This is a genomic window from Janthinobacterium sp. FW305-128 (assembly GCF_020858135.1).
Lineage (GTDB): Bacteria > Pseudomonadota > Gammaproteobacteria > Burkholderiales > Burkholderiaceae_D > Janthinobacterium.
On record NZ_JACYMK010000006.1, the window covers coordinates 161,548 to 174,825 of the forward strand.

Annotated in this window: 14 protein-coding genes; 12 read left to right on the forward strand and 2 right to left on the reverse strand. The window is 62.4% G+C overall.

Translation table 11 applies throughout. From position 1 onward, the window contains the following. The first annotated feature begins 46 nt into the window (after positions 1 to 46). From nuoL to IGS60_RS14490, 10 genes are read left to right on the forward strand one after another with little or no spacing between them, the layout of a single operon-like run. On the forward strand, positions 47 to 2,140 hold the full coding sequence (gene nuoL / locus IGS60_RS14445; protein WP_230505133.1) for an NADH-quinone oxidoreductase subunit L: 2,094 nt from the start codon (positions 47 to 49) through the stop codon (positions 2,138 to 2,140). Positions 2,141 to 2,169: 29 nt separating this feature from the next. Next, positions 2,170 to 3,669 (forward strand): NADH-quinone oxidoreductase subunit M, encoded by a 1,500-nt coding sequence (locus IGS60_RS14450; RefSeq protein ID WP_230505135.1) that lies wholly within the window; start codon positions 2,170 to 2,172, stop codon positions 3,667 to 3,669. A gap of 16 nt (positions 3,670 to 3,685) precedes the next feature. Then, entirely contained in the window at positions 3,686 to 5,188 is a 1,503-nt protein-coding gene (gene nuoN / locus IGS60_RS14455) for an NADH-quinone oxidoreductase subunit NuoN (RefSeq protein ID WP_070224105.1), read from the forward strand. 3 nt (positions 5,189 to 5,191) lie between these two features. Then, a complete protein-coding gene (locus tag IGS60_RS14460; protein WP_070288753.1) occupies positions 5,192 to 5,515 on the forward strand; it encodes a DUF2818 family protein in 324 nt (107 codons plus the stop codon). Positions 5,516 to 5,572: 57 nt separating this feature from the next. Further along, positions 5,573 to 6,130, forward strand: coding sequence for an NUDIX domain-containing protein (locus IGS60_RS14465; RefSeq protein ID WP_230505137.1), 558 nt, complete (start codon positions 5,573 to 5,575; stop codon positions 6,128 to 6,130). An 8-nt stretch (positions 6,131 to 6,138) separates the two neighbouring features. After that, the gene (locus IGS60_RS14470; RefSeq protein ID WP_070311359.1) at positions 6,139 to 6,834 is read left to right on the forward strand and encodes a hypothetical protein; all 696 of its coding nucleotides are present in this window, start codon (positions 6,139 to 6,141) and stop codon (positions 6,832 to 6,834) included. Positions 6,835 to 6,846: 12 nt separating this feature from the next. Next, on the forward strand, positions 6,847 to 7,560 hold the full coding sequence (ispD, locus tag IGS60_RS14475) for a 2-C-methyl-D-erythritol 4-phosphate cytidylyltransferase (RefSeq protein WP_230505139.1): 714 nt from the start codon (positions 6,847 to 6,849) through the stop codon (positions 7,558 to 7,560). Between the two features lie 16 nt (positions 7,561 to 7,576). Continuing rightward, entirely contained in the window at positions 7,577 to 8,077 is a 501-nt protein-coding gene (gene ispF / locus IGS60_RS14480) for a 2-C-methyl-D-erythritol 2,4-cyclodiphosphate synthase (RefSeq protein WP_070224100.1), read from the forward strand. A gap of 37 nt (positions 8,078 to 8,114) precedes the next feature. Next, entirely contained in the window at positions 8,115 to 9,278 is a 1,164-nt protein-coding gene (locus IGS60_RS14485) for a PQQ-dependent sugar dehydrogenase (RefSeq protein WP_230505141.1), read from the forward strand. 57 nt (positions 9,279 to 9,335) lie between these two features. Further along, positions 9,336 to 9,638, forward strand: coding sequence for a hypothetical protein (locus tag IGS60_RS14490; protein ID WP_070224098.1), 303 nt, complete (start codon positions 9,336 to 9,338; stop codon positions 9,636 to 9,638). Positions 9,639 to 9,648: 10 nt separating this feature from the next. On the opposite strand, the gene IGS60_RS14495 is transcribed toward IGS60_RS14490, so the two are convergent. Beyond that, positions 9,649 to 10,863 carry an MFS transporter gene (locus IGS60_RS14495; RefSeq protein WP_230505142.1) on the reverse strand — a complete coding sequence of 405 codons (1,215 nt, stop codon included), beginning with the start codon at positions 10,861 to 10,863 and terminating at the stop codon, positions 9,649 to 9,651. Between the two features lie 90 nt (positions 10,864 to 10,953). Here IGS60_RS14495 and IGS60_RS14500 point away from each other — a divergent pair, with 90 nt between their 5' ends. Next, a complete protein-coding gene (locus IGS60_RS14500) occupies positions 10,954 to 11,574 on the forward strand; it encodes a TetR/AcrR family transcriptional regulator (RefSeq protein WP_070224096.1) in 621 nt (206 codons plus the stop codon). 173 nt (positions 11,575 to 11,747) lie between these two features. On the opposite strand, the gene IGS60_RS14505 is transcribed toward IGS60_RS14500, so the two are convergent. Then, positions 11,748 to 12,086, reverse strand: a complete 339-nt coding sequence (locus tag IGS60_RS14505) for an MmcQ/YjbR family DNA-binding protein (RefSeq protein WP_046683867.1) — start codon at positions 12,084 to 12,086, stop codon at positions 11,748 to 11,750. 515 nt (positions 12,087 to 12,601) lie between these two features. Between IGS60_RS14505 and IGS60_RS14510 the strand changes: the two genes are divergently transcribed. Then, entirely contained in the window at positions 12,602 to 13,258 is a 657-nt protein-coding gene (locus IGS60_RS14510) for a CCXG family PEP-CTERM protein (protein ID WP_070224184.1), read from the forward strand. The last annotated feature ends 20 nt before the right edge of the window (positions 13,259 to 13,278 follow it).

Here is a 13,278-nt window from a genome sequence, read left to right on the forward strand (position 1 = left end):
TGTTTTTCAGACTCGATCTCTCGAATAATAACGATTAAGGTTCATCATGGCGGGGCAACTCCTCAACCCTAACCTCCTTCTTGCCGTACCGCTGGCGCCGCTGGCCGGTGCCGCGATTGCAGGCTTGCTTGGCACCCAGTTCCTGGGTAATTTGGTCGGACGCAAGACGTCGCATACCGCGACGATCCTGGGCGTACTGATTGCGTTCATCCTGTCCGTGCAGACACTGCTGGCAGTGATGGATGGCGCGACATTCAATGGCACGATCTATAACTGGATGACGATCGGCACCCTGAAGATGGAAGTGGGCTTCCAGATCGATTCGCTGTCGGCGATGATGATGTGCGTGGTCACCTTCGTCTCCCTGATGGTGCATATCTACACGATCGGCTACATGAAGGACGACGAAGGCTACAACCGCTTCTTCGCCTACATCTCGCTGTTCACGTTCTCGATGCTGATGCTGGTCATGGCCAACAACTTCCTGCAGCTGTTCTTCGGTTGGGAAGCCGTGGGCCTGGTCTCCTACCTCTTGATCGGTTTCTGGTACCAGCGTCCGACGGCCATCGTGGCCAACATGAAGGCTTTCCTCGTCAACCGCGTGGGCGACTTCGGCTTTATCCTGGGCATCGGCCTGCTGCTGGCATTCGCCGGCACCATGAACTACCAGGAAGTGTTCGCCAAGAAAGACGAACTGGCGCTGCTGACGATGCCGGGCACCGACTGGGCCCTGCTGACCGTCGCCTGCATCTGCCTGTTCATCGGCGCGATGGGCAAGTCGGCGCAGTTCCCGCTGCACGTGTGGCTGCCTGACTCGATGGAAGGTCCTACCCCGATCTCGGCACTGATCCACGCCGCGACGATGGTGACGGCCGGTATCTTCATGGTCTCGCGCATGTCGCCGCTGTTCGAACTGTCCGACACGGCACTGTCCTTCATCCTGGTGATCGGTTCCATCACGGCGCTGTTCATGGGCTTCCTGGGCATCATCCAGAACGACATCAAGCGCGTCGTCGCTTACTCGACCCTGTCGCAGCTCGGTTACATGACCGTGGCGCTCGGTTCGTCCGCGTACTCCGTGGCCGTGTTCCACCTGATGACGCACGCATTCTTCAAGGCACTGCTGTTCCTGGGCGCCGGTTCCGTCATCATCGGCATGCACCATGACCAGGACATCCGCAACATGGGCGGCCTGCGCAAGTACATGCCGATCACGTGGATCACTTCCCTGGTCGGTTCGCTGGCCCTGATCGGCACGCCGCTGTTCTCCGGTTTCTACTCGAAAGACAGCATCATCGAAGCCGTCGAAGCGACGCACATCTGGGGCGCTGGCTTTGCCCAGTTCGCCGTGCTGGCTGGCGTGTTCGTCACCGCCTTCTACTCGTTCCGCATGTATTTCCTCGTCTTCCACGGCAAGGAACGTTTCGGCCAGGCGCATGCGCGCGGTCATGACGACCACCACGCGCCTGCTGCGAAGCATGATGCCCACGCACATGACGACCACCATGAAGAAGACGAAGACGACCACGCGCACCACGGTCTGGAACCTGGCCAGAAGCCGCATGAGTCCCCGTTCGTCGTGTGGTTCCCGCTGGTGATGCTGGCGATCCCTTCCTTGATCATCGGTTACCTGACGATCGGCCCGATGCTGCATGGCGATTTCTTCAAGGGCGTGATTTTTGTGGGCGAAAACCATCCAGCAATGGAAGAGTTGTCGCATGAATTCCACGGCGCGATGGCGATGGCGATCCACGGCCTGTCGACGGCACCGTTCTGGCTGGCATTGTCCGGCGTGGTGGCAGCCTACTACTGCTACATGGTCAATCCGCGCGTACCGGCCTGGTTCTTTGCCAAGTTCCACGCGATCCACACCCTGCTGGACAACAAGTACTACATGGACAAGTTCAATGAAGTCGTGTTCGCCGGCGGTGCCCGCTTGCTGGGTAATGGCCTGTGGAACTTCGGTGACAAGAAGCTGATCGACGGTTTCGTCGTCAATGGCAGCGCCAAGGTTGTCGCCTGGCTGTCCTCGCTGTCGCGAGTGTTGCAGACCGGCTACATCTATCACTATGCATTCGTGATGATCCTGGGCGTGCTGGGCTTCCTGATCTATTTCCTGCCATTCTGGCCCGCTAAGTAAGCTGACCTGATAAAAGAATACTGAGAACCATGATGCAGTCTACGATTTCTACACTACCTCCTTACCTGAGTCTGTCGATCTGGGTGCCGATCATTTGCGGCGTCCTGATCCTGGCTCTTGGCCGTGACAGCAAAGCGGGCTTTACCCGCTGGCTGTCGCTGGCTGGCGCCGTGCTCAGCATGCTGTGCACCTTGCCGCTGATCCAGCATTTCGACAACGCCGCGCACGGCATGCAATTCGTCGAAAAAGCGCCGTGGATAGCAACCTTCAATATCTGGTACTCGCTGGGTATCGACGGCCTGTCGCTGTGGTTCGTGCCACTGACGGCCTTCATCACGGTCATCGTCGTCATTTCGGCTTGGCAAGTGATCGAGAAGCGCATCGCCCAGTACATGGGCTCGTTTTTGATCCTGTCGGGCCTGATGATCGGCGTGTTCTGCGCGCTGGACGGCTTGCTGTTCTACTTCTTCTTTGAAGCAACCCTGATCCCGATGTTCATCATCATCGGTATCTGGGGCGGCTCGAACCGCGTGTACGCGTCGTTCAAGTTCTTCCTGTACACCTTCTTCGGTTCGCTGCTGACCCTGGTTGCCATCATCTACCTGCGCAATGTGACGGGTACCTTCGACATCCTGGCCTGGCATGTGTTCAAGCTGACGATGAACGAGCAGATCTTCATCTTCCTGGCCTTCCTGATGGCGTTTGCCGTCAAGGTGCCGATGTTCCCGGTCCACACGTGGTTGCCGGACGTCCACGTGGAAGCGCCGACGGGCGGTTCCGCCGTGCTGGCCGCCATCATGCTGAAACTGGGCGCCTACGGCTTCCTGCGTTTTTCGCTGCCGATCACGCCGGACGCCAGCCACTACCTGTCGGGCTTCATGATCGCCTTGTCGCTGATCGCCGTCATCTACATCGGTCTGGTTGCCCTGGTGCAAACCGACATGAAAAAACTGGTCGCCTATTCGTCGATCGCGCACATGGGTTTCGTCACCCTGGGCTTCTTCATGTTCAACGACATTTCGGTGCAGGGCGGTATCGTGCAGATGGTTTCGCACGGCTTCATCTCCGGCGCGATGTTCCTGTGCATCGGCGTGCTGTATGACCGCATGCATACCCGCAACATCGCCGACTACGGCGGCGTCGTGAACCGCATGCCGAAATTTGCCGCCTTCTTCGTGCTGTTTTCGATGGCCAACTGCGGTCTGCCAGCGACGTCCGGCTTCGTCGGCGAGTTCATGGTGATCCTGGGCGCAGTGCAATACAACTTCTGGATCGGTCTGCTGGCTGCAACGGCACTGATCTGGGGCGCGGCGTACTCGCTGTGGATGGCCAAGCGCGTGGTGTTCGGCAAGATCAAGAACAAGCACGTGGCCGAATTGACCGACATCAACAAACGTGAATTCTTCATGCTTGCTGTGCTGGCCATCGCCGTGCTCGTGATGGGTCTGTACCCAGCCCCGTTCACCGACACGATGCAAACTTCGGTTGCCGACCTGCTGCAGCATGTCGCCATCAGCAAGTTGCCTTAAATAGAAGACCGATAACATGACTAATGCACCTAATCTGGTACCGCTGTACGCGGAAATCTTTCTGCTGATCGCCACGTCGGCGCTCTTGCTGATCGATATGTTCTTGCCTGCGGCGAAGCGTTCGATCACGTATGCGCTGTCGCTGCTGACCCTGGCCGGCTGCGCCTTGCTGACCGTGGGCGACTTCAACGCGGGCACCACTGTCTACACGTTCCACAATATGTTCGTGTCGGACCCGATGTCGCAGCTGCTGAAACTGTTCTCGTACGGCGCCGTGGCGCTGACCCTGATCTACTCGCGTGCCTATGCCACCGACCGCAGCATGCTGTCGGGCAACCTGGGCGGCGAATTCTACGTGCTGGCCCTGTTTGCACTGCTGGGCCAGATGATCATGATCTCGGCCAACAACTTCCTGATCATCTACCTGGGTCTGGAACTGATGTCGCTGTCGCTGTACGCACTGATCGCTCTGCGCCGTGACAATGCCAAGGCCACGGAAGCGGCCATGAAATACTTCATCCTGGGCGCACTGGCTTCCGGTTTCATGTTGTACGGTATCTCGATGCTGTACGGCGCATCCGGCACGCTGGACCTGGGCGAATTGCGCGTAGCGCTGGAAAACGGCAAGACCAACGGCACCATCATGGTCTTCGGCCTGGTGTTCCTCGTTGCTGGCCTGGCCTTCAAACTGGGCGTCGTGCCATTCCACATGTGGGTGCCTGACGTGTATCAAGGTTCGCCGACGGCCGTGACCCTGCTGCTGGGCGCGGCGCCGAAACTGGCCGCTTTCGCCATCACCCTGCGCTTGCTGGCCGAAGGCTTGCTGCCGATGGCGCATGACTGGCAGCAGATGCTGCTGGTGCTGGCCGTGATGTCGCTGGCCATCGGTAACTTCACCGCCATCGCGCAAACGAATTTGAAGCGCATGTTGGCGTACTCGACCATCGCGCAAATGGGCTTCGTCCTGCTGGGCTTGCTGTCCGGTACCGTCGACGCGCCGAACAACACGCTGAACGCGGCTGGCGCAGCCACCGCCTATGGCGCCTCGATGTATTACGTCATCACCTACGTGTTTACCACCCTGGGTACGTTTGGCGTGATCATGTTGTTGGCACGTAATGGTTTCGAAGCTGAAGAACTGGCCGACTTCAAGGGCCTGGGCAAACGCAGCCCGATCTTCGCCCTGGTGATGACCCTGTTCATGTTCTCGCTGGCCGGCGTGCCGCCGCTGATGGGCTTCATGGCCAAGTACTCGGTGCTCGCTTCGGTATTGGCGACGGGCCAGCTGTGGCTGACCATCGCCGCCGTGCTGTTCTCGCTGATCGGCGCCTTCTACTACCTGCGCGTCGTGAAAATGATGTGGTTCGACGAGCCGACCGACAGCAATGCGCTCGTCGTGCATGGCGACATGCGCGTCGTGCTGGCACTGAACGGCGTGTTCGTTCTGGCCCTCGGTGTGATGCCTAACAGCATCCTGGCTGCCTGCGCGACCGCCATCACCAAGACCCTGGCGTCCTGATCGATGGATGTCACCGCCTCGAGCTGGCTGGTGATCGCCCTGGGCATCCTGGGCGCCAACCTGCCTTTCCTGAACGAGAAACTGTTTGCCGCCGTGCCGCTGAAAAAGGCGGCGCAAGCGGAGCAGGGCTGGCGCAAGCCACTGGCGCTGCGCCTGCTGGAGATGGTGATTCTGTACTTCATCGTCGGCGCCGTGGCGTTCGCGCTGGAAGCGCGCATCGGCAACGGTTTCCCGCAGACGTGGGAGTTCTACGCCATCACGGGATGCCTGTTCCTGGTGCTGGCTTTCCCAGGTTTCGTGACTCGTTATCTGCGTAAACGCCGCTAGGCACCATCCTCCGAAAGCGGCGCCTCTGGCGCCGTTTTTTATTGAATAAGGAATTCCATGGATACGAATCTGATTGAAACCAAGGTCGACGGCGAGCTCGTCTACCAGGGCGGCTTCCTGCGCGTGCAGCGCGACCGCGTTGCACTGCCGGACGGCAAGATTACGGCGCGCGAATTCGTGCTGCATCCGGGCGCCGTCGTCATCCTGCCGCTGCTCGACGACGGCACGGTGCTGATGGAACGCCAGTACCGCTATCCGCTGGACCGGGTCTTCATCGAATTTCCTGCTGGTAAAATCGATGCGGGCGAGTCGCACCTGGCCTGCGCCCAGCGCGAACTGCTGGAAGAGACGGGCTACACGGCCAGCGACTGGCAATTCGTGTCCACCATCCACAACGCCATCGCCTATTCCGACGAACACCTGGAACTGTTTTTGGCGCGGGGACTCTTGGCCGGCGAACGCCAGCTCGACGAGGGCGAATTCCTGGAAACGTTTACGGCCACCGTGCCGCAGCTGCTCGACTGGGTCAGGGATGGCACGATCACGGACGTGAAGACCGTCATCGGCATCTTCTGGCTCGACAAGATTACCAGTGGCGCCTGGCAGCCGGCCTGATTCCGCACATGCGCGCGGCTCTCCTCCTGCTGCTGGCCGGCGGCGCCTTGGACGCGCAGGCGGCAGCGCGCACGCCGTTCCAGGTGCGCTGCGAAGACACGATCAGCAAGACGGTGTCCGTGCTGACGGCGCAGCAGAACGGATACAGCATCGACACGCATCTGCCGTACAAGGCGCTGACGGTGATGAAGGGCACGGCGCGCGCGAACACCTGGGTGCTGGGCCTGACGAAGACGGATTCGCGCGTGGCCATCGCGCTGGCCGGTCCCATGCTGCAAGACCCGGCCAGCGGCTATGAATGCGTGGCGCCGCAGATTACCGTGAGCCTGACATATGCGCCCGTAGTGATCTATATCGGCCGCGAATTTGCCCCCGGCACGTGCGCGTATGATGAGATACTCGCGCACGAGCTGCGGCACATGAAAACCTATATGGAACACTTGCCGCGCGTGGAAAAGACCGTGCGCGCCGCGCTGGCCAGACGCTTCGAGGCGCGGCCCCTGTACGCGCCCAGCGGCACGGCCAAGGCGGCGCTGGCGCGCGAAATCGACACGGGCTGGTTGCCCTACATTAAGGCGGAAATGCGCAAGGTGGAAACCTTGCAGGCCGCCATCGATTCGCCGCAAGAATATGCGCGCCTGGGCAAGGCGTGCAAGGGCGAAATCCAGAACATCCTGTCGGGCAAGACAGCGCCCGCCAACTAGACAAGGAATGGCATGACCGCAGCATCGAACACCGTCCGTTATTTTGCCTTGATCCCCGCCGCCGGCGTGGGTGCGCGCATGGAAGCGGGCAGTCCCAAGCAATATCTACCGATCGCCGGCAAGCCCATGCTGCGCCACGCGCTCGACGCCTTTCTCGCCAGCCCCCTGATCGCGCACACCTATGTCGTCGTCAGTGCCGAGGATAGCCAGATCGACGCCGTCGTGCCGGAGCAGGGCGTGGGGCATGGCGTCACCGTGCTGCGCTGCGGCGGCGCCACGCGCATGGACAGCATCCTGAACGGGCTGCAAGCCTTGCACGGCAGCATCGATGCCCATGACCAGGTGCTGGTGCACGACGCGGCCCGGCCCGGTCTGACGCCGGCGCTGATCGAAAAGCTGATCATGGAAGTGGGCGACCACCCGGCCGGCGGCTTGCTGGCCTTGCCCGTGGTCGATACCGTCAAGCGGGCCGGCCCCGCCCATGTGTCGGCGCAGACGGTGCCGCGCGATCATCTTTGGCTGGCGCAGACGCCGCAAATGTTCAGCTATGCCTTGCTGCACCGGGCACTATCCGAGGCGCCCGATCCGCTGGCGATCACGGACGACGCCAGCGCCATCGAAGCGCTGGGCCTGGCGCCCAGGCTTGTCGAAGGCCACCCGCGCAACCTGAAGGTGACCTTGCCGCGCGACATACACACGGCCGAGCTGTATTTGGCCCATCTTTGACTCCAGAAAGACCTGCATGCACACAACGACTCCCGACCTCCCATTTCGCATCGGCCAGGGCTATGACTGCCACGCGCTGGTGGAGCACCGTGACCTGATCATCGGCGGCGTGAAAATTCCCCATCACCTCGGTTTGCTCGGCCACTCCGACGCGGACGTGCTGCTGCACGCGATTACGGACGCCATCTTCGGCGCCGCCGCGCTGGGCGACATCGGCCGCCACTTCCCCGACACGGACGCGCAATTCAAGGGCGCCGATTCGCGCACCCTGCTGCGCGAAGCCGTGCGCCGCGTGCAAGCGACCGGTTATATCATCGGCAATATCGACGCCACCATCATCGCCCAGCGTCCAAAAATGGCGCCGCATATCGCCGCCATGTGCGCGAACGTGGCCGAAGACCTCGGTGTGACCGTGGGCCAGGTCAATATCAAGGCCAAGACGAATGAAAAACTGGGCTACCTTGGGCGGGAAGAGGGCATCGCGGCAGAAGCTGTGGCCCTGCTGCTGCGCGCCTGAGACGCCAACCATTGATCGATTAACGACAGGAGTCGCCATGTTCCAGTTACGCCGTACCGGTATCGCGCTTGCACTGGCATTGACTGCCGCGCCAGCGGCCTGGGCCGAACTGCAAGCCACGGGCGAGCCGCCCGCCGCCAGACAAGGCTGGAAGGCCGAGACCGTCGCGCAGGGCGTGCGCCAGCCGTGGGGCATCGCCTGGCTGGGCGAGGGCCGCGCCCTCGTCACCAGCAAGCAGGGGACCTTGCATCTGCTCACTGGCAAGACATTCGAGGACGTGGCGCTGGAAGGCATGCCCACGGTGTTTACGGGCGGGCAGGGCGGCCTGCTCGATATCGTGCTGCATCCGCAGGATGCGGGCAAGCCGAACCCGCGCGTCTACATGACGGTGTCGACGGGCACGAATGACGCCAACCGCACGACCCTGGTGCGCGGCGTGTTCGACGGCAAGAAGGTGACGGGCATCGAGACCCTGTTCAAGGTGGCGACCGACAAGAGCGGCGGCCAGCATTTCGGTTCGCGCCTGTTGTGGCTGCCGGACGGCACTTTGCTCATGAGCGTGGCCGACGGCGGCAATCCGCCGCTGCGCATCGGTGACCGCCTGGCGCGCGAGCAGGCGCAAAACCTCGCCACGCACCAGGGCTCCATCCTGCGCCTGACGCAAGACGGTAAACCGGCGCCCGGCAATCCGCTGGCCGCCAAGGGCGCCTTGCCGGAAATCTGGTCGTATGGCCACCGCAACGTGCAGGGCCTGGCGCTCGATCCTGTTTCCGGCCGCGTGTGGGCCACGGAACACGGTCCGTACGGCGGCGACGAGCTGAACCTGGTGGTGGCGGGCGGCAACTATGGCTGGCCCCTGCAAAGCTACGGCGCCGACTACAAGACGCATGAACCCGTCGGCAAGCATGAAGTGGCGGGCATGCTCAATCCCAGCGTGGCCTGGGTGCCGTCGCCGGCCCCGTCGGGGCTGGCCGTCTATACGGGCGACAAGATCGCCGCCTGGCGCGGCAGCATCTTCAGCGGCGGCCTGGCGGCCAAGGATATCCGCCGCATCGCCGTCGATGCGAACGGCAAGGTGACGGGCCAGGACCGCCTGGACATCGGCGCGCGCGTGCGCGACGTGCGCCAGGGACCGGATGGCTACCTGTATGCGCTGACGGACGAAGACAATGGCCGACTGCTGCGCATCGTGCCGCGGTAATACGCCAGGCGCCATCTTCGCTTAAGATGGCGCCTTTATTTCATTCAAGGTGGCGGCATGGCCCGTGATACTTATGCATACCGGCACGTTGCCGTCGAATCGCGCGCGATTCATGGCCGCGTGGAAATCCGCCCCGTGCCGGGCCAGGCCTTCTCTCCCGAACTGGCCGTACAGTGCTCGCGCCGCCTGGTTGACCTGCAGCGCTATCCGCTGGGCAGCCGCTTTTTACTCTTTGCCAAGCTGACGGACCGCCTGGGCGGCACGCCTTTCCTGTATGCCTATCACGGCGATGCGGACGTGCCCATGACGCCGGCCGAAGTGACGAAATTCCTCGGCGAATTCCGCCGCGGCCGCATCTGAAGCCACGGCCCTACGACGCTGGGCAGGCCGCGCCGGCCTTGGCGCTGGCCTGCGCCTTGCCGAACAGCGCGATCGTCAAGGCGCAGCCGAGGGCGAACAGGCCGCCCACCACCATCGCGCTCGACACGCCCAGCCGGTCGACGGCCATGCCGCCGAGCAAGGCGCCCGACGCCAGCGATACTTGCACGATCGCAACGAACAGCGCGCTGCTGCCTTCCATCAAATGGGGCGCCGCCTTGAACATCCACGTCTGGACGGCGATCGGCATGGCGCCGAAACCGAAGCCCCAGACGGCGACCAGCAGCATGGCCGTCACCGAGTGGCTGCCGAACGCGGCCAGGGCCAGGGTGGACAGGCCCAGTACGGCGCCCGTGACCATCAGCGCAGCCCGTTCGTAGCGCCCGGCCGCCCAGCCCCCCACGAGGTTGCCGATGAAGCCGGAAGCGCCGTACACGAGCAGCATGGCGCTGACCGTGCCGGCCGCCAGATGCGAGATTTGCGTGAGGAAGGGCGCGATATACGTGTAGGCGGCGAACTGGCCCGTGAAGAGCATGGCCGTGGCGATCAGGCCCAGCCTGGCCTTGCGGATGCCGAAAATCATCGGCAACTGGCGCAGGCGGATGGCCTGCGTCGGCGGCAGCTTGGGCAGCAGCAAGAGCTGGCCGATGAAGACCAGCACGGCAATGGCGCTGGCCGCGCCGAAGGCGACCCTCCAGCCCACCAGCTCGCCCACGAGCGCGCCGGCCGGCACGCCCGCCACCGTGCCCAGCGAGACGCCGGCGAAGATGATGGACATGGCGCGCGAGGCATGTTGCGGCGCCACCAGGCGCGGTCCGATGGCGCTGCCGATGGCCCAGAAACCGCCCACGCCCACGCCCAGCATGGCGCGGCCCAGCAGTATCCACGCATACGAGGGCGCCAGCGCCACCAGCAGGTTCGAGGCGACGAGCAGGGCGGTGAGCGCCAGCAGCACGATGCGGCGGTCCAGCCGGCCCGAGCCGACGGTGACGAAGATGGCGGCGAACGCGGCAACGATGCCGGGTGTGGTGATCATCAGCCCCGCCTGGCCCTTGCTGATGGCCAGTTCGGCGGCCATGGCCGGCAGCAGCCCGACGGGCAGGAATTCGGAGGTGACGAGGGCGAAGGCGCCGATGCCGACCGATAAGACGGCCAGCCACGGCGCCACGGTGGTATCGTCGGCAGAGGTGTTGGAAGGTGTGTGCATAGGGTTCCTGAAAAGCCGGGAGGTTTTTAACCGGTCGGTATATAATCAGGGCAGGCAGACAGTGTTGTCAATAATTTTTTACCGAACGGTATGAAACAAGATAAAAAAGAGGAAGTCGTCAAGGCGAAAACGGGGCGGCCACGCACGTTCGACGCGGACGAGGCGCTCGATTGCGCCATGAAAGTGTTCTGGGAAAAGGGCTATGAGGGCAGTTCCCTGCCGGAATTGACGAAGGCCATGGGCATGAACCGGCCCAGCCTGTATGCCGTCTTCGGCAACAAGGAGCAATTGTTCCACAAGGCGCTCGAGCGCTACAGCGATACGCGCATGCGGTTTTTCGATGCGGCGCTGGAACAGCCGACGGCGCGCCAGGTGGTGGAAGCCCTGCTGACGCAGTATGTCGACGCGCAAACCATGCCGGACGGCCCGCACGGCTGCATGGGCGTCAATGCGGCGCTGGCCTGCAGCGACGACGCCTTGCCGATCCGCGATGAATTGTTCGCGCGCCGCCTGCGCGGTGAAATCAAGTTGCGCGACCGCTTGCGGCGCGCGAAGGAGGAGGGGGATTTGCCGCCCGATTCCTGCCCGGAGCAGCAGGCGCGCTTTGTCGTGACCTTGTCGCAGGGCATGGCCATCCAGGCGGCCGCCGGCGTCTCGCGTGAGCAATTGCAGCAAATGGTGGGCTTGCTGCTGCGCAATTGGCCGATGTAGCTAAGTAATCCTCGGGAAATTAGTGTGAATTTATGACGAACAGAACCGGATGCTATGCAAGGCGCTCGCTGCGACGCAGTGCGGGCACTGCTAGCAGTGAGCAAGCCTCGTCGGCCACCTTGCAGAGCGCCGATTATGGCAGTCAGAAATCACAATAATTTATTGGGGGTTACTTAGCCCGTTGGGGCGATGGTCTTGGCCAGGTCGCTCGGCGCCTTGCGCCGCCAGGCGGCCGTCAGGGCGGCGGCCAGCATGTCCAGTTCCGCGTCCGCCAGGCACACCGTGATGCCGGCCAGCCGTTCGCCCCACCAGAGTTTCTCGCAGCCGGACGGCGTAATGACGGTGGCGATATGCGCCGCTTCCGCATCGAGCAGCACGTTGATGTGCTCGTCATCGGGCAGGGTGGCAAAGATCTTCCCGCCCACGCGGAAGGCTGGACGGTCGTGGTGTTCTTCCTCGCTCGTGTCGGGAAACGACAGTGCCAGATAGCGTAGTTCTTCCAGGTCGACCATTCCTCTTTCCCCCTCATCGGACAGATAGCAGCGTGACTACATTTTGCCATGCTGTTTCGCCCCGTGGTGCAGCGGCATGCGAAAAGAAATGCGCGCGATGCGACACTGACGGCCTGATCTGTGGTGCCGCCGCGACATGCCGCGCGCCGCAGATGGCCGTCGCGCCAGAGTGGAAGCTGGCGCTTTTCTGCCGCCTGGCAGGTGATTGCCAGAAAAATATCTTTCATGGTCAAAAGAAAAATACTTTTCTTCTGGGGAATTTACGCTAGAATAGCTCCATCGTCTTACCTGACCCGTCAATTGTCTGGCCTTGTCCCGGGAACCCGAACCCTTTCCAGGACGCTTGCAGTGCCGCCATGGCACGCCGCAAGTCCGCATTGTCACGCGGAAGTTCACGCCCCCGACCGCTCATCCTTGCAATTCCTGGCGCTATGCCGACACGCCTCAATGCAGCGTGTATTCAGCTCCAGTGCCCCTTGCTGCGCCCACTGAATACTTACTTACTGGATACCATCATGAAAAACTTGCCTAAAATCGCCCTGTCCCTGATCGTTGTCGGTGCGTTTGCCCACGCGAACGCCAGCACCATCACCGTGTCCACCGGCTATTCGAACGCTGGCGCGCAAAGCTCCGCCGCCGCCTATGAATCCGCAGTGAACGCCGCCGTGGCCACGCCAGGAGCCGGCTATGGCTCGACGACGATTGCCAGCTACGATAACGTCAACAACAGCGGCTTGTTCGGCAGCGGCTCGAACATCGCTTTCAAATCCGTCATCAACTTTGGCGTCAGCGCGGCCGATGCGGGCGCCTGGAGCTTCCGCAGCGGCGTTGACTTCGGCAAGGGCGGCGCCCTGTTCCTGGACGGCGTGGCGCTGGACTTCAAGAGCAATGACATGTGGTGGGCAGGCAACTACAACAATGGCAGCCAGTTCCTCAGCGGTTCGAGCGCCTTGTCGGCCGGCAACCATACCCTGAGCATCTACGGCCTGGAAGGTTGCTGCGATGGCGGCCAGCAAGCGCAGTTCAAGGCGGGCAACAACAATTTCGTCAGCTTCGGCGCCAACGATGGCTTGATCTCGGCCGTTCCTGAGCCAACCACCTACGCCATGCTGCTGGTCGGCCTGGGCTTGCTGGGCTTTACGGCGCGCCGCAAGCAGGAAGCCAAGTTCTAAACAGCGATACGCTGCGCGCC